The organism is Streptomyces sp. NPDC001450, assembly GCF_053597295.1.
Window position 1 is genome coordinate 1 of record NZ_JBSFHY010000017.1, and the last position, 16,635, is coordinate 16,635.

A 16,635-nucleotide genomic window follows, 5' to 3' on the forward strand; every position below is an offset into this window, starting at 1 on the left:
GGTCGTGCGGCACATGGGTGAGATCGGGCTGCTCGTGGACCACCCGATACAGGGCGGTCGACTCCGGCTGCCGCGCGGTGCTCGTACGGGGCGGGGTCCCGACATCGTCTGCCTCCTCCTGTTGCTATCTCTATTCACATCCTGACTGTCTGAATAGAACTAGTCGTCGTCGTGTGCACGCTCCCCAAAGGTCACCGTGGACGTTACGCCGTCCGGTGGATCATCGTTCCGGGACCCGACTGTGTCCGCACCCACGAGCCGCCCGCCCGAATCACCTCCGCCGCTGCGGCCGAAGCCCGACCTCGCGGTCTGCGGCACGCCCGCGGCTCCGCTGCGGAGGTGCCGGCCGCGCTGCGCGCACTCCTCCATCCCGATCCGGCAGTCCAGGCCAGGGTCGTGACAGCGACCTGGAGCTGCTGCACCTGGAAGGGTGGATCCACCCGGCCGCGGTACCCGCCGTCCGGTACATCGCCGCGATCCCCTCCGACCCCCGCACCGCGGCCGTGGGCTCGTACCCGCACACCGGCGACGCATACCGACCGCGCCCACTGCGGGGAGAGCTGCTGAGCCGGCTGGGCGCCCCCCTCGGCCACGCGGCCGAGAACGCCGAGGCCGCCAGGAGATCCGGGCGGCCGCCCACTCCGGACGAGGAAGCCCCTGCTCGCCTCCCGCCCGGCGTTCTACCAGGCCGTGGCCCCGTTCCTGCACGACGACGACCCGGAGGTGTCCACCGCCGCGTTCATGGCCGCCGCCCCTCTGGCTGCCGCTCCCCGCGCCCCATCGCGCGGACCTCGCTGGTCGCGCCCGCCGGCTTCTCGCCGCCAGTGCCGAGCCCCACCGCCGCGTGCGCGCACTCGACGCCCTCGTGACCTGGGGGTACGACATCGAGGGCCTCCAGACCCCCGAAGACCGCCTGCTGCGGGCTCAGCTCGGCTCGATCGGTACCGAACCGCCCTTCCAGGGCCCACCGCGGCTGTCCCTCGGCCGGCGGCGCGAGCGACGCCACCGACGCGTTTCCGGGCGTCCTGCCGCGCCTTGCCGCCCGTACGTCCTCGACGGCCGTGGCCGCTTCGTCCCGTGGGACCGCTCCGCGCGGGCCACGGCTTCCGATCGGTCGGCCCGCCTCCCTGCCCGCCGGACAGTGACCCCCGACCTGCGCCATCTCCCCGCCCACGCGCCCCCGCACACCGGCTGGACGGCCCGCGCGCCGACCCCCGCCGCGAAGAAAATCCTGTCCGAATCATTGACGCACCTCCGGCCCCTCCGTAACTTGTGCCAGCAAGCGCTTACTTGAAACGATTCATGCGGCGACGACGCTGCGGGGAGGGGCCCGACTGTGGGAACCGGCAGGAATCTTGAGAGGCGTACGATCCTGAAGGCGGCCGGGGCCTCGGCCGCCGCGCTCGGGCTCGCCACGGCGACCGGGTGTGGTGGCGAAAGCGGTTCCGGGAACGGGACGGTGACGATCCGTTACTCGTGGTGGGGTGCCGAGGAACGGGCCAAGAAGATCAACCAGACGATCGCGCTCTTCGAGAAGAAGTACCCGAAGATCAAGGTCAAGACCGACTTTCAGACGTACCAGTCGTTCTGGGAGAAGTTCCAGACGCAGGCGGCCGGCGGAAATCCCCCGGATGTTTTCCAGAACGCCGTCACATTTCTTCGGAAGTACGACAAGCGCGGAATTCTTCTGGACCTCAAGTCCCAGGTGCAGGCGGGCAATCTGAGCCTGGATCACTTCCGCGCCGGCGCCACTAAGGTCGGCGAGGTCGACGGAAAGCAGCTCGGCGTTCCCGTCGGTTCCAACACCATGGCGCTCGTCATCGACAAGAAGGTCTTCCAGAAGGCGGGCGTCGAGCCGCAGCCGGGCTGGACCTGGGACGAGTACTTCAAGGCCCTGAAGACCATCCACGACAGGACGAAGGTCGCCGGGGACACCGGCTACTTCGCCATCATGTACCTGTACGACCTCTACCTCCGCCAGAACGGGAAGGCCTTCTTCACCAAGGACGGACTCGGTTTCGACAAGTCCGACCTGACGGAGTGGTGGACGGACGGCTACAACCGCGTCAAGGCCGGCATCGTCACCGACCCGAAGGTCGTCCAGCAGGACATGCCCAAGTCCTCCCTCTCCGCCGGCCACGGCGCCTCGGAGTTCACCTGGGACAACTTCACCGTCCGCTACTCCGCGGAAGGCGACAGCACATACGGCCTGGCCCCGATCCCCACGACCGACGGCAAGAACACCGGCCAGTACCTCGCCTCCCTGATGCTGAGCGCCTCCGCCCGCACCTCCCACCCCAAGGAGGTCGCCCAGTTCATCGACTTCATGGTCCACGACCCCGAGGTCGGCAAGATCATGGGCTACGACCGCGGCATCCTCGCGAGCACCGAGCAGTACGAGGCGTTCAAGCCGACCGACGCGGTGAACAAGGAGATCGCGCAGTACGAGGAGGACACCGCCAAGTCCGGCGTCCTCGGCACGATCACCCCGCACCCCTCCGGTGCCGACACCATCGAGGCCGCCTTCCTGCGCCTCGGCGGCGACCTCGGGCAGGGCAAGAGCAAGGTCGCGGACGCGGTGAAGCAGTTCTTCACCGAGTCCGAGGCCGCCTTCCAGGCCTGATGGGACGTGCCGTGACGCTCGTCAAGGACTCCGTGCCCGCCACCCGCGAGGCACGCCCGGCCGCCCGCGCCACCGCGGGGCGGCCGGGCCGCCGCCGGGAGAACCTCGCCGGCTACCTCTTCATGTCCCCGTGGATCGCCGGCTTCCTGCTGCTGACCGCGGGCCCGATGGTGGCCTCGCTGTACTTCGCGTTCACCGACTACAACCTCTTCAACACTCCGAAGTGGGTCGGGTTCGACAACTTCACCAAGATGTTCGACGACCCGCGCTGGCAGAAGTCGGTGGAGGTGACGGCCAAGTACGTCGTCATCGGCACCCCGCTGAAGCTGCTGCTCGCCCTCGGTGTCGCCCTGCTCCTCGCGCAGAGCCGCCGCGGCCAGTCCTTCTACCGGGCCGCCTTCTACGCCCCCTCGCTCATCGGCGCGAGCGTCTCGGTCGGCTTCGTCTGGCGTTCGCTCTTCTCCGACGGCGCCGTCGTGGACCGTACCCAGACCTTCCTCGGCTTCCACGTCGGCGGCTGGGTCGGCAACGCCGACTGGGTGCTGTACTGCCTGGTCGCGCTGACCGTCTGGCAGTTCGGGGCGCCCATGGTCATCTTCCTGGCCGGGCTCAAGCAGGTGCCCAGGGAGCTGTACGAGGCCGCCGAGATGGACGGCGCGGGACCCTTCCGGAAGTTCTGGAACGTCACCCTGCCGATGATCTCCCCGGTGCTGTTCTTCAACGTGCTCCTGGAGACCATCCACTCCTTCCAGATCTTCGGCTCGGCCTACGTGGTCTCCAACACCTACTGCGGGCCGGCCGACGCCACGCTCGTCTACACCTGCTACCTGTACCAGCAGGGCTTCAAGAACGCCCAGATGGGCTTCGCCGCCGCCATGGCCTGGATGCTGCTGCTCGCCGTGGCCCTGGTGACGGCCGTCCTCTTCTGGTCCCAGAAGAGGTGGGTGCACTACGAGGAGGACGCCCGATGAGCTCCCCCGAACCCTCGGCCTCCCTGAGCGGGGGAGCGGCCCGCAGGCGCACCGGCTCGCTGGTCTGGCATCTGGGCGCCCTGCTGATCCTCGCCGTCATCCTGTACCCGGTCGTCTGGGTGGTCGGGGCCTCGTTCAAGCCGGGCAGGGACATCATCAACAGCCTCACGCTGTTCCCGTCCCACCCGATCCTCGGCAACTTCAAGGGCCTGGCCGACGGCGTCGCGGACATCTCGATCCGGACCTTCTTCCAGAACTCCCTCGTCTACGCGCTCGGTGCCGTCGCAGGCGTCCTCATCTCCTGCTCGCTGACCGCGTACGCCTTCGCGCGCATCAGGTACGCCGGGCGCAACCTGCTGTTCTCCCTCATGATCGGCACGCTGCTGCTGCCGTACCACGTGCTGCTGATCCCGCAGTACGTGATGTTCCAGAAGCTGGGCTGGATCAACACCTACGCCCCGCTGCTGATCGGCAAGTACCTCGCGACCGAGGCCTTCTTCGTCTTCCTCATGGTCCAGTTCATGCGCAGCCTGCCCCGCGAGCTGGACGAGGCCGCCCGGCTCGACGGCTGCGGCCACCTGCGCATCTACTGGTCGATCGTGCTGCCGCTGTGCCGGCCCGCGCTGATCACCAGTGCGATCTTCACCTTCATCAACGCCTGGAACGACTTCATGGGCCCGCTGATCTACCTCAACGAGCCCGGCAAGTACACCGTCTCCCTCGGCCTGATGATGTTCCGCGACTCCGACGGCGTGGCCGCCAACTACGGCGGCATGATCGCCATGTCCCTGGTCGCGCTGCTGCCGGTGCTGCTGTTCTTCCTCGCCTTCCAGCGGTACCTGATCGACGGCATGGCGACCTCCGGACTGAAGGGCTGAGGCAGGCACCATGACGGAAGCACGTGTGAAGCCGCGCAGGGAGTCCCTGCTCGCGGAGAGGTTCGGGGTCTTCGCCGAGTGTCTGCTCGCCGGTGTGTGGATCGCGGTGGCCTCCCTCGGAGTCGTCACGTACCCGGCCGCATTCGCCGCCGGCGCCCGGCATCTGCGCCGTCGTACGGCTCATGAGGGCGGCGGCCTGCGGGAGTTCGTCGCCGACTTCCGGGGCGCGCTGCGCGGCGGCTGGGCCGTCGGGGCCGTCGGGTGGGTCGCGGTGGCGCTGGTCCGGGTGGACGTCCAGGCCGTGCGCGCGGGGCTGCCCGGCGGGCCGCTCGCCGGTGCCGTGGGCCTGTTCGCGCTGCTCGGCCTCGCTGTGGCCGGGCTGCGCACGGCGGCCGTGTGGACACCGGGGAGCCGCTGGCGCGCCCTGCTCGCCGACGCGGGCCGCCGTACGGTCCTCGACCCCGCCGGATCCTTCCTGCTCGTCGGCGGAGCGGTCCTGACCTGCTGTTCCGCTCTGCTCATCGCACCACTGGCGGTCCCCGTGCTCGGGGCCGTCGCGGCGGCGGCCGTCGCCGTGGAGGAGCGGTACCGGCACCGCTGAGCCTGCGGTGCCCTCGATCAAGGTCGGTGTCCCGGGGCGCCGCACCTGTATCTGTCATGCCCCTGACCAGCTCGCACGTGCCCGCACGGAAGGAAAGACCATGTCTCCCATCCCCCGCAGGTCCCTCCTCAAGGCGGCCGCCGTCGCCGGAGCCGCCGCCCGGTTCAGCTGGGCACTGGGGGCGAGCGACGCGCAGGCCGCGCCCGCGGCCGACGGCGCCGACCCGGTGACGCTGGACTGGCTGGAGGAAGGCGGCCTCGGCGCCGCGCCCGGCTCCACCGTCGGCGTGCCCTGGCCGATGGGCGCCTACCAGGAGGACCAGACCTTCGCGCTCACGGACGCCGACGGCAAGGACGTCCCCGTACAGACCTGGCCGCTCGCCCACTGGCCCGACGGCTCCCTCAAGTGGACCGCGCACGCGGTCAGTTCGGGCTCCGGCAAGCTCACCCTCACGACCGGCACCCCCAAGGCCCCCGACCAGAAGGTCACCGTCGACAAGAGCGGCGGCACCATCGACGTCTCCGCCGGTGTCATCACCGCGAAGATCGGCAAGAACGGCTCGACCCTCATCAAGTCGGTCATCCGCGGCTCGACCGAGATCGCCAGGAACGGGCGGCTGGTGCTCGTCCGGCAGCCCGAGGCCGAGGACGAGGACCAGGGAACGGTCAGGACGGAGCGCTTCGACGGCGCGATCGACGAGGTCACCGTCGAACAGGACGGCCCGGTCCGCGCGGTGGTCCGCATCGACGGCAAGCACCGCAAGGGCGACCGCAGTTGGCTGCCGTTCTCGATCCGGCTGTACTTCTACGCCGGTTCCGAGTCCTTCCGCATGGTGCACACCATCACCTACGACGGCACGCTGGAGCCCGGGAAGGCCGGCGGTGACTTCATCCGCGGGCTCGGCGTACGGTTCGCCGTGCCGATGCGGGACGCGGCCTACGACCGGCACATCCGCATCGGCGGCGAGGGCACCGGCCTGCTGCGGGAGGCCGTCCAGGGCATCACCGGGCTGCGCCGCGACCCGGGCGCCGCCGTCCAGGCCGCCCAGTACGCGGGCCGGAAGCTGCCCGACCCCGCCACCTGGGACCAACGCGTCACCACCCGCCTGCAGTACATCCCGCACTGGGGCGACTACACCCTCTCCCAGCTCTCCGCCGACGGCTTCACCCTGCGCAAGCGCACCAAGAAGGGCTACGGCTGGATCACCGCCGGCGGCGGGGGGCGGGCCTCCGGCTTCGGCTACGTCGGCGGCGCGAGCGGCGGCTTCTCCTTCGGCCTCAGGGACTTCTGGGAGAAGTTCCCCGCCCAGCTCGACATCCGCGACGCCCACACCGGCGAGGCCACCGTCACCCTCTGGCTCTGGTCGCCCGAGGCACAGCCCATGGACCTGCGCTTCTACCACGACGGCATGGGCCAGGACACCTACGCCGAGCAGCTCGAAGGCCTCAACATCACCTACGAGGACTACGAGCCGGAGTTCGGCACCCCCTACGGCATCGCCCGCACCTCCGAACTCCTCTTCTGGGCCAACGAGTCGACGCCCGCCGCCGAGACCCTCGCCGACCAGGTGACGGCCGTCCGGACGCTGCCACAGCTCGCCGCCCCGCCCAAGCAGCTCATCAAGGCCAGGGTCTTCGGCCCCGGCCTCTACTCCGAGCCGGACCGCTCCACCGCCGCCAAAGCGAAGATCGAGGACCACCTCGACTTCCTCTTCACCTACTACAAGGACCAGGTGGAGATGCGCCGTTGGTACGGCTTCTGGGACTACGGCGACATCATGCACACCTATGACTCGGCCCGGCACGTGTGGCGGTACGACGTCGGCGGCTACGCCTGGGACAACTCCGAGCTCTCGCCGGACCTGTGGCTCTGGTACGCGTACCTCAGAAGCGGCCGCTGCGACATCTTCCGCTTCGCCGAGGCGATGACCCGGCACACCGGCGAGGTCGACGTCTACCACCTCGGCAAGTGGGCCGGCCTCGGCACCCGGCACGGCGTCCAGCACTTCGCCGACAGCGCCAAGCAGCAGCGCATCGCCAACACCACCTACCGGCGCTTCTACTACTTCCTCACCGCCGACGAACGCGTCGGCGACCTCATGCGCGCCAACGTCGACTCCGACGAGACGTTCCTCGTCCTCGACCCGCAGCGCAAGGTCCGCACCGACCCGTACACCCCTGACCCGCACGCCCTGTCGATCGGCTTCGGCACCGACTGGAGCGGACTGGTGTCGGCGTGGCTGACGGAGTGGGAGCGCAAGGGCCCCAAGTGGGAGAAGGCCAAGGCCCGGGTCCTGTCCACCATGGAGACCATCGCCGCCCAGCCCAACGGCTTCGTCCAGGGCAGCGGACTGTACGACATCGACACCGGCAGGTTCGCCGTCGCCGACAAGCCGGTGGTGGCGGTCTCCCACCTCTCGGCCGTCTTCGGCCTGGGCGAGCTGTGCGCCGAGCTCATCGACCTGGTCGACCTGCCGAAGTTCAAGGAGGCCTACCTCGACTACTGCCGCTACTTCAACGCCACCAAGGCCGAACAGGCGGCCCGCTACGGCAGCAACTTCGGCACCCTGCTGCTCTTCCAGGGCCACTCGCGCCTGGACGCCTACGCCGCCGTACAGACCGGTGACGCGGCGCTCGCCAAGCGCGCCTGGACCAAGTTCTACAGCTCCGACGGCTACACCGAGTCCTCGCCGTGGAAGACCGAGAAGCTGACCGGACCGGCCACGCTGGTCGAAGGGAGCGAGGCGAGCTGGGTGTCGACCAACGACACCGCGCTGTACGGCCTCGCGGCCATCGAGAACCTCGCCCTGCTCGGCGACAAGATGCCCAGCTGACAGCATTGGGGGAGCGCCGTCGCACGGGCGGCGGCGCTCGTCCCCCGAGTGTGGTTCGCGTCACGGCACGGCGCATGAGTACGCGTACTCAGATCAAGGCGTCCACCAGGGCAGACTCTCGGACATGGACTGGACCCACTACCGCTTTCGCAGCCTGTGGTCCCTGCCCGCCCCGCCGGCCGCGGTGTACGCGGTGCTGGAGCGGCCCGAGGGCTATCCCGACTGGTGGCCGCAGGTACGGGCGCTGACCCGGCTCGACGACAGCACCGGCGTCATCACCATCCGCTCCGTGCTGCCGTACGCCATGACCTTCACCGCGCGCGAGACGCGCCGCGACCCGGCCGCCGGTGTCCTGGAGATCGCCGTGTCCGGAGACATCGAAGGCTGGGTCCGCTGGACGGTCACGGCCGACGGCGCGGGCACGCTGGCCCGCTACGACCAGGTCGTCGACGTCACCAGGCCCCTGCTCAGACGGCTGGCCGTGCCGGGACGCCCCGTCTTCCGGCTCAACCACCGGCTGATGATGGCAGCAGGGCGGCGCGGACTGCTGCGCCACCTGGAAGCGGTTTGAAGTAACACCGCAGGGACCTGTATTGTTCAGTGCGTTCCCGGGCGATTAGCTCAGTGGGAGAGCGCTTCGTTCACACCGAAGAGGTCACTGGTTCGAACCCAGTATCGCCCACCACCGACAAGGCCGACCTGCACATGCAGGTCGGCCTTGTCGTATGCGCCGAATGGTTTCGCGTCTGCTGCGCGTCTTCGAGGGGGTCTCATGAGCGGTGGGGAAGCGGGAGAAAGAGAAGACGGGGGAAGGTGACCTCCATACGACGGCGCAGGGTGCGGTCGCTGATCGTCATCGTCGTCGTCCTGGTGGTGTTCGGCGGGGTCGCCGCCGTCGCCCAGGCTCTCTCGAACAAGGAGCGGGTCACGTCGATTTGGGTCGGCGCCGTGATCCGCGCCGACGGCAGCGCCCGGATCACCGAGGTCATCGACTACGACTTCGGGCACTCGGGCGAAACCCACGGCATCTACCGTGACGTGCCGGACGCGGACTTCTACGACAAGGGCGTCCGCGCCACCATGGACGGCCACAAGGTCCCCTATGAAGGCACGATCGGCGACTCTACCGGGACGAGAACGGCAGGGAGGGCTACGCCGAGCGCCTCAAGGTGGGCGACCCCCACCACAGGGTGGGCGGAGTCCACCGCTACCGCATCGAGTACACGCTCCCGGACGTGGTGAAGGGCCGCAAGCTCGCCTGGGACGCGGTCGGCACCGGCTGGAAGGTCGACCGGGCCGACGTGGAGATCCATGTCGTCGACGCGTACGGCTTCACCCGCATCCGCTGCGTACACGGCAGTTGGGACGACGGGAAGCCCTGCACGGCCCGGCAGGGCGAGCCGGGCCACCTCGTCGTCAAGCTCGACAAGCTCAGCGGCCATGAGGGCCTCACCCTCTATGCCACGGCCGACAGGACCAGGACCGCGAGCACGGCGGCCCTGCCCGCGGCACCCACCGGCAAGGCCGTCGGCACGACCCTTCCGCATCCGATGCGGGGCGGTGGGATCTTCCTCGCCGTGGCGTTGGCCTGCGCCGCGCTGACGGTCTGCGCGCTTCGGTTCATCGGGCGCGACCGTGTGGTGGAGGACGGCGGGCGGGTGCGGCGCGTCGAGATCGAGCGGCTCGCCCGCACGGTCACCCCGTCCGCCGCGCCGCCCGACGAGCTGACTCCGGCGCAGGGCGGCATCCTGCGCGTCGAGACGGTCACGGACCAGCACAAGGTGGCCTGGCTGCTCAGCGCCGCGGCCGACGGCCATATCGCCATCGACGGGGATGACGAGTATCCGGTCCTGGAGCGGCACGACGCCGAGGGCCGGCCGGTGAACCGGGAGGTCAGGGACGTACTGGACAAGATGTTCTCCACCCGTACCAGCCTGGCCCTCGGATCGCGCGACCACTGGTTCCGGGAGGGCTGGCAGGACCTCTCCCGGGAGCTGGAGAACTGGCGCATGGGGAGCGACCTGTGGGACAGGTCCGCCACGAAGCGTGTCCTAGGGGCACGTGGGGCCGATCTGGCCGCGGCGCTGCTCGGCTTCGTCCTCGCGGTCACCGGCGGCATCCTGAACGGCCGTCGGATCGCGGCCGGACTCCCCGTCCTGCTCGTCGGCGCCTTCGCCGCCGGTCTCGGCGTCGCCCTTCTGGCCCGGGTCTGGGAGCTGGACCGGCGCACCCCGCGCGGCACCGCGCTCTGGCTCCGGGTCGAGGCGTTTCGGCGCTACCTGGCCGACCCGGCCGGCTGTCCTGGTGAACTGCCCGTCGGGGAGCAGGCGGATCGTTACACGGCATGGGCGGTGGCCCTCGGTGTCGAATCCGCCTGGGAACGGGCCATCGGCGCTTCGACATCGACAGCGAGGGCGCCGTGGCGATTCTCCCTCGACTCCACCGACGTCCTGCTCGCCGCCGTGGTTCTGTCCAGCGCCGCCCCGCCCTCCAGCTCCGGCGGTTCCGGCGGGGGCGGTGGAGGCGGTTCCTCCAGCGGCGGGGTCGGCGGCGGCGCCGGGGGCGGAGGCGGCGGCTCCTGGTGATGTCCGGGGGCGCCGGCCGCGGCGCCCCGCTCCCTCACGCCCCCTCCGTCACGCCGCCGCCGGCAGCTCCGGCCGCAGCGGCCACTCCGTGCTGACGATCTCCTCCGAGCCGCTGCGCGCGAACCACGCCTGAAGACCGCGGGCCTGCGCCGCGTGCCAGGTGGCCTGGAGCGTGTGCAGCTCGGCAGGAGCCAGACGCTCCAGCCGGGTCGCGAAACGGCGGCCCACGGCGCGTACGACGTCCAGCGCGGCCAGCGCGTCCGCCGCCGCGTCGTGCGCGCCCTCCAGCGTCACGCCGTAGTGCGCGCACAGGTCGGTCAGCGTGCGCCGGCCCTTGCGGTAGCGGTCCAGGTGCTTGTCCAGGACCCGGGGATCCAGCACGTGCAGCGGGCTCGCCTCGAACCAGCGGTCCAGCGAGGAGGCGCGGTGCCGGCGCAACTCCCGGTCCAGCAGCGTGAGATCGAACGGCGCGTTCATCACCACCAGCGGGCGGCCCATCGCCGCGTGCTCGGCCAGCTGCTCGGCTATCTCGAACATCACCGGCGCCGGCCAGCGGCCGTTGTGCTGCAGGTGTTCATCCGTCAGACCGTGCACCGCCGTCGCCGCCTCCGGCACCGGCACGCCCGGGTTCACCAGCCAGCGGGTGACCCGGGGCCGGGTGCCCGGCGCGTCCTGGACGACGACGGCGGCCGACACGATCCGGTCGGTCTCCACGTCGACGCCCGTCGTCTCCGTGTCGAAGGCGGCCAGCGCCCCCTCGTACCAGTACGTCATCCCAACCCAACTCCTCGTTCACCCACGGCAGATGAAGTTCCGTCTTCTGCCCGTTTGGTGATACCCGGGCCGTTTGCGCCGTACGCCGCGAGGACACAACAGGAGTGCGGGTCTTTGCAGTTCAGCAGCCCGCAGCGGGGAAACTCTTGGCTTGGAAGGCTGTTGGTCATGGCCATAGCGCAGCCCGAGCGGGGCGGGCTGCTGCCCGAACGCACGGGCACCGTCCGCGGCACGCTCGCCACCACGGCCTGCATGGAGACACTGCAGGTCGGATATCTGCACGCGGTCGCCGCCGCGGCGGGCTGCTCGCTGTCCCAGCCCTTCCCGGACAACGGCATCGACTGGCACGTCAGCCACAGCGCACCCGGACACACCGTCGACGACGAGGTCACCATCAAGGTGCAGCTCAAGTGCACCTACCAGGTCCCGCCGAACCCCCCGGGCCGCTTCTTCTCCTTCACGCTCGACAACGACCACCTGCGCAAACTCGCCCGCACGCCCGTCTCGGTGCACAAGATCCTGGTCGTCATGCTGGTTCCGCGCTCCCAGGACGACTGGCTGCGCGCCAGCCACGACCGGCTCGACCTCAGGCACTGCTGCTACTGGGTCAACCTCGCCGGCCACCCGGTCACCGGCCGGCACCGGAGCACCGTGCGGATACCGACCTCGCGCATCTTCGACGACCGTGCGCTGTGCGAGATCATGACGCGGGTCGGGACGGGAGGCAGGCCATGAGGATCCGTCCGTACGACGAGCCGGCCCGGCAGGTCCGGCCGCACCCCGACGACCTGGCCTGGAACCGGCCGCCCGACCCCGCCGAGGTCGACCCCGCCGTGCTCGGCGCCCTGCTGCGCAGGCACGGCTGGCAGCGGCGCGGGGGAGCGGCCGGGCGCTACGGCCGCTGGACCCCGCCCGGACCGGGCGGCAGCGGGACCAGCCTGCTGGTGCCCGAGAACCGGGCCTTGCCCGACAGCGACGACCTGCTGGGCGAGGCCCTCGACGCACTCGCCCGCAGCGACACCCCCGCCGCGCGCGAGGTGCTGATCTCCCTCGCCGTGCCCAGCGACGAGATCCGCTGGCGGCGGGACACCCCGAGCGGGCCCGTCGGCGCCTCCGCCTGGGCGGTCGACGAGCGCCTGCGCACCGCGGCCCGCCAGATGCTCCTCGCCGCCGCGCTCGCCACGCGCGCGCGTGCCGGCTACTACGGAGCCCGGCACCGCCGGTCCGCCGCCGCGCTCCTGGAGAACGTCCTCGTCGGCCCCACCGCCGAAGGCCACCGGCTGACCGCCTTCGTGCCCGTCCCCACCGGCCGCTCGCTCGCCGTCCGCCTCCACCAGGCCCTGTACGCGGCCCGCGAGGCCATCGACTACCAGCGGGCCACCGGCGGCATGGACGCCTTCGACGGCGCCGTCGAGGCCGGCGTCAGCCGCGAGCTGACCGAGGCGCTGACCACACTCGTCCGCGGCTCCGAAGGCGCCCGCATCGCCATCGCCTGGGCCCCCGGGGCAGGGGTGCCCGAAGGCTGCGCCGCCTCCGCCGAACCCGTCGAGTTCTCACCCGGCGACCTGCCCGTGCTGCACGCGGCCGGCGCCCGCTACCTGCAGGGGGAACCCTCCGTGCCGGTCCGGATCACCGGCACGGTGGTCCGCCTGCGCCGCTCCGGACCGCGCGGCGAGGGCACCGTACGGCTGCGGGTGCTCGCGGGCGCCGAGGTCCCGCACGTCCGCGTCACCCTGGACGAGGAGGACTACCGCATCGCCGGCCACGCCCACCTCGTCGGCCTCCCGGTGCGGGTGCACGGCCGCCTCGAACGCCGCGGCGGCTTCCGCAGGCTCACCGGTGCCTCCGGGGTCGTCCCCGTGCAGGTGGACGACGCCGAGCGGGACCGGCTGATGAAATCCCTGCAGGGGACCGATGAGGAAGGGACCTTCTTCGAGGAGGCGTACGGGGAGGCGTACGGGGGCGAGGACTGAGGGTGACCGTTTCGCGGTCGGTGGTGTCGGGTCGGTACGATCCCTTGTGCGCGCGCTCCTGGTATGGCGCCGCACCCCACCTTCAGTCAGGAGAGACCGGTGTCAGACGTCCGTGTGATCATCCAACGCGATTCCGAGCGGGAAGAACGCGTGGTGACGACGGGCACTACGGCCGCCGACCTCTTCGCGGGCGAGCGGTCGATCATCGCCGCGCGCGTGGGCGGTGAGCTGAAGGACCTCGCGTACGAGCTGTCCGACGGTGACGACGTCGAGGGCGTCGAGATCTCCTCCGAGGACGGCCTGAACATCCTGCGCCACTCCACCGCGCACGTCATGGCGCAGGCCGTGCAGGAGCTGTTCCCCGAGGCCAAGCTGGGCATCGGGCCGCCGGTCAAGGACGGCTTCTACTACGACTTCGACGTCGAGAAGCCGTTCACGCCCGAGGATCTCAAGGCCATCGAGAAGAAGATGCAGGAGATCCAGAAGCGGGGCCAGCGCTTCTCCCGCCGCGTCGTCACCGACGAGGCCGCCCGCGATGAGCTGGCGGACGAGCCGTACAAGCTGGAGCTGATCGGCCTCAAGGGCTCGGCGTCGCACGACGACGGCGCGGACGTCGAGGTCGGCGCCGGCGAGCTGACGATCTACGACAACCTGGACGCCAAGACCGGCGACCTGTGCTGGAAGGACCTCTGCCGCGGTCCCCACCTGCCCTCGACCCGGCTCATCCCGGCGTTCAAGCTGATGCGCAACGCGGCCGCCTACTGGCGCGGCAGCGAGAAGAACCCGATGCTCCAGCGCATCTACGGCACCGCGTGGCCGTCCAAGGACGAGCTGAAGGCGTACCTCGACTTCCTCGCCGAGGCGGAGAAGCGCGACCACCGCAAGCTGGGCAACGAGCTGGACCTCTTCTCGATCCCCGAGCAGATCGGCTCCGGCCTCGCCGTCTTCCATCCCAAGGGCGGCATCGTCCGCCGCGTGATGGAGGACTACTCGCGCCGCCGCCACGAGGAGGAGGGCTACGAGTTCGTCTACACCCCGCACGCGACGAAGGGGAAGCTCTTCGAGACGTCCGGGCACCTGGACTGGTACGCCGAGGGCATGTACCCGCCCATGCAGCTCGACGAGGGCGTGGACTACTACCTCAAGCCCATGAACTGCCCGATGCACAACCTGATCTTCGACGCGCGCGGCCGCTCGTACCGTGAACTGCCGCTGCGTCTCTTCGAGTTCGGGACCGTGTACCGGTACGAGAAGTCGGGTGTCGTGCACGGCCTGACCCGCGCCCGCGGCTTCACCCAGGACGACGCGCACATCTACTGCACCCGTGAGCAGATGTCCGAGGAGCTGGACAAGACGCTCACCTTCGTCCTCGGCCTGCTGCGCGACTACGGCCTGACCGACTTCTACCTGGAGCTGTCCACGAAGGACCCGGAGAAGTTCGTCGGCTCCGACGAGGTCTGGGAGGAGGCGACCGAGACGCTGCGCCAGGTCGCCGAGAAGCAGGGCCTGCCCCTCGTCCCGGACCCGGGCGGCGCCGCCTTCTACGGCCCGAAGATCTCCGTCCAGACCAAGGACGCGATCGGCCGCACCTGGCAGATGTCGACCATCCAGCTCGACTTCAACCTGCCCGAGCGCTTCGACCTGGAGTACACCGGCCCGGACGGCTCCAAGCAGCGCCCGGTGATGATCCACCGCGCCCTCTTCGGCTCCATCGAGCGCTTCTTCGCGGTGCTCCTGGAGCACTACGCGGGTGCCTTCCCGGCGTGGCTGGCCCCCGTCCAGGCGATCGGCATCCCGATCGGCGACGGGCACGTCGAGTACCTGGAGAAGTTCGCCGCGGCGGCCCGGAAGAAGGGCCTGCGCGTCGAGGTGGACTCCTCCTCGGACCGTATGCAGAAGAAGATCCGCAACGCCCAGAAGCAGAAGGTGCCCTTCATGGTCATCGCGGGCGACGAGGACATGTCGAACGGCTCGGTGTCCTTCCGCTACCGCGACGGCTCGCAGGAGAACGGCATCCCGTTCGACGAGGCCATCGCCAAGATCGCGCAGGTCGTGGAGGAGCGGACCCAGGTCTGATCCGGCACGTGTCCGGCACGAAGGTCCCCGGGGTTCAGCTTCCCGGGGGCCTTCGGTCGCTCTCGCGGGTGAAGGTCTGCATCAGCCAGGACGAGAACGAACCCGTCACCGCACCCAGCAGCGCCAGCCCGCCCACCATCATCCCGGTCGCGATCACCCGGCCGCCCGGGGTCACCGGCGTGATGTCGCCGTAGCCGACCGTGGTCAGGGTCGAGGCGGTCCACCACACGGCGTCCCCGAACGTCAGCATGGTGGCACCGGGCGCTCCACGCTCCTGCTGGTAGACCGCGAGGGCGCCGGAGAAGCCGAGCAGCAGGGTGGACAGGCTCGCGTAAGCCATCACGCGCGCGTGCAGGGAGAGCAGGGGCTCTCCCCGCCGTCTCTGGATGACGTCGTAGAGCGGGACGATCCGCAGTGGACGCAGCAGGGGCAGGAAGACCACGACCGTGTGCAGGAAATGCGTGGTCACGAAGTGCGGGAAGGGCTGCCCGCTGAGCCTCCAGCGCACCGTGTAGTCCCCGGCGAACAGCAACCAGAGGCCCAGAATCGTGAACCGGCACACGTCATGCCAGAAGGCCGGCATGTCTACGGCCAGGACATGGGTGGCATAGGCGCCGATGAAGACCAGCGACGCCAGGAAGAGGGGGATTTCGGTTCGCTGCTCCCAGCGAGCCAGAGAGCTGTCGTCGTCCACCGGCCAAGCTTGGCCGGTGACCGCCGTCCTGCCGCCCCGGCGACACGCCACGAAGGGACGAAGCCATATGCTGCCTTGCATGACGAGTGAGCCGGAGCAGCAGATGGGAGTGGGGACGCAGGACGCGTTCCAGCGCCTGTGGACACCCCACCGGATGGCCTACATCCAGGGCGAGAACAAGCCGACCGGCCCGGGGGCCGGCGACGGCTGCCCCTTCTGCTCCATCCCGGCCAAGTCCGACGAGGACGGCCTGATCGTCCGCCGCGGCGAGCATGTGTACGCCGTCCTCAACCTCTACCCGTACAACGGCGGCCACCTGATGACCGTGCCCTACCGGCACGTGGCCGACTACACCGACCTGACCGGGCCGGAGACCGCCGAGCTGGCCGAGCTGACCAAGCAGGCGATGACGGCCCTGCGCACCGCCTCCGGCGCGCACGGCTTCAACATCGGCATGAACCAGGGCACGGTGGCCGGCGCCGGCATCGCGGCCCACCTGCACCAGCACATCGTCCCGCGCTGGGGCGGCGACACGAACTTCATGCCGGTGGTCGGCCACACGAAGGTGCTGCCGCAGCTGTTGGCGGACACGCGGAAGATGCTGGCGGAGGCTTGGCCGGCGTAGGT

At 70.2% G+C, this 16,635-nt stretch carries 15 protein-coding genes and 1 tRNA gene; 13 read left to right on the forward strand and 3 right to left on the reverse strand.

Translation table 11 applies throughout. From position 1 onward, the window contains the following. Positions 1-739 precede the first annotated feature (739 nt). Positions 740-1,006 carry a hypothetical protein gene (locus tag ACWC5O_RS20045; RefSeq protein ID WP_450588582.1) on the reverse strand — a complete coding sequence of 89 codons (267 nt, stop codon included), beginning with the start codon at positions 1,004-1,006 and terminating at the stop codon, positions 740-742. Between the two features lie 330 nt (positions 1,007-1,336). Between ACWC5O_RS20045 and ACWC5O_RS20050 the strand changes: the two genes are divergently transcribed. From ACWC5O_RS20050 to ACWC5O_RS20090, 9 genes are all read left to right on the forward strand, one after another. Then, the gene (locus ACWC5O_RS20050; protein WP_450588584.1) at positions 1,337-2,623 is read left to right on the forward strand and encodes an ABC transporter substrate-binding protein; all 1,287 of its coding nucleotides are present in this window, start codon (positions 1,337-1,339) and stop codon (positions 2,621-2,623) included. A gap of 11 nt (positions 2,624-2,634) precedes the next feature. After that, positions 2,635-3,594 (forward strand): carbohydrate ABC transporter permease, encoded by a 960-nt coding sequence (locus tag ACWC5O_RS20055; RefSeq protein WP_450588586.1) that lies wholly within the window; start codon positions 2,635-2,637, stop codon positions 3,592-3,594. Then, positions 3,591-4,472, forward strand: a complete 882-nt coding sequence (locus tag ACWC5O_RS20060; RefSeq protein ID WP_450588588.1) for a carbohydrate ABC transporter permease — start codon at positions 3,591-3,593, stop codon at positions 4,470-4,472. Before ACWC5O_RS20055 ends, ACWC5O_RS20060 begins: the two co-directional genes overlap by 4 nt. A 10-nt stretch (positions 4,473-4,482) precedes the next feature. After that, positions 4,483-5,073: a hypothetical protein gene (locus ACWC5O_RS20065; protein ID WP_450588590.1), complete on the forward strand. Its 591-nt coding sequence runs from the start codon at positions 4,483-4,485 to the stop codon at positions 5,071-5,073. Between the two features lie 100 nt (positions 5,074-5,173). After that, positions 5,174-7,906 (forward strand): exo-rhamnogalacturonan lyase family protein, encoded by a 2,733-nt coding sequence (locus ACWC5O_RS20070; RefSeq protein ID WP_450588591.1) that lies wholly within the window; start codon positions 5,174-5,176, stop codon positions 7,904-7,906. 124 nt (positions 7,907-8,030) lie between these two features. Continuing rightward, a complete protein-coding gene (locus ACWC5O_RS20075) occupies positions 8,031-8,477 on the forward strand; it encodes an SRPBCC family protein (RefSeq protein WP_450588593.1) in 447 nt (148 codons plus the stop codon). A gap of 39 nt (positions 8,478-8,516) precedes the next feature. Next, positions 8,517-8,591 (forward strand) — tRNA-Val (locus ACWC5O_RS20080). 128 nt (positions 8,592-8,719) lie between these two features. Further along, positions 8,720-9,148: a DUF2207 domain-containing protein gene (locus ACWC5O_RS20085; RefSeq protein ID WP_450588594.1), complete on the forward strand. Its 429-nt coding sequence runs from the start codon at positions 8,720-8,722 to the stop codon at positions 9,146-9,148. Continuing rightward, entirely contained in the window at positions 9,097-10,491 is a 1,395-nt protein-coding gene (locus ACWC5O_RS20090; protein WP_450588596.1) for a DUF2207 domain-containing protein, read from the forward strand. The genes ACWC5O_RS20085 and ACWC5O_RS20090 overlap by 52 nt, the downstream gene beginning before the upstream one ends. Before the next feature lie 48 nt (positions 10,492-10,539). Here ACWC5O_RS20090 and ACWC5O_RS20095 read toward each other — a convergent pair whose 3' ends face one another. Then, positions 10,540-11,265, reverse strand: a complete 726-nt coding sequence (locus tag ACWC5O_RS20095; RefSeq protein ID WP_450588598.1) for an exonuclease domain-containing protein — start codon at positions 11,263-11,265, stop codon at positions 10,540-10,542. A 168-nt stretch (positions 11,266-11,433) separates the two neighbouring features. On the opposite strand from ACWC5O_RS20095, the gene ACWC5O_RS20100 reads away from it, so the two are divergent. The 3 genes from ACWC5O_RS20100 (at position 11,434) to thrS (ending at position 15,314) form a co-directional block, all read left to right on the forward strand. Beyond that, positions 11,434-12,000: a DUF4365 domain-containing protein gene (locus ACWC5O_RS20100; protein WP_450588600.1), complete on the forward strand. Its 567-nt coding sequence runs from the start codon at positions 11,434-11,436 to the stop codon at positions 11,998-12,000. Further along, positions 11,997-13,238, forward strand: a complete 1,242-nt coding sequence (locus tag ACWC5O_RS20105; protein ID WP_450588601.1) for a hypothetical protein — start codon at positions 11,997-11,999, stop codon at positions 13,236-13,238. The genes ACWC5O_RS20100 and ACWC5O_RS20105 overlap by 4 nt, the downstream gene beginning before the upstream one ends. Positions 13,239-13,337: 99 nt before the next feature. Continuing rightward, on the forward strand, positions 13,338-15,314 hold the full coding sequence (thrS, locus tag ACWC5O_RS20110) for a threonine--tRNA ligase (protein WP_450588603.1): 1,977 nt from the start codon (positions 13,338-13,340) through the stop codon (positions 15,312-15,314). A gap of 34 nt (positions 15,315-15,348) precedes the next feature. On the opposite strand, the gene ACWC5O_RS20115 is transcribed toward thrS, so the two are convergent. Beyond that, a complete protein-coding gene (locus tag ACWC5O_RS20115; RefSeq protein ID WP_450588605.1) occupies positions 15,349-16,008 on the reverse strand; it encodes a potassium channel family protein in 660 nt (219 codons plus the stop codon). Between the two features lie 67 nt (positions 16,009-16,075). On the opposite strand from ACWC5O_RS20115, the gene ACWC5O_RS20120 reads away from it, so the two are divergent. Further along, entirely contained in the window at positions 16,076-16,633 is a 558-nt protein-coding gene (locus ACWC5O_RS20120; RefSeq protein ID WP_450588607.1) for an HIT family protein, read from the forward strand. The last annotated feature ends 2 nt before the right edge of the window (positions 16,634-16,635 follow it).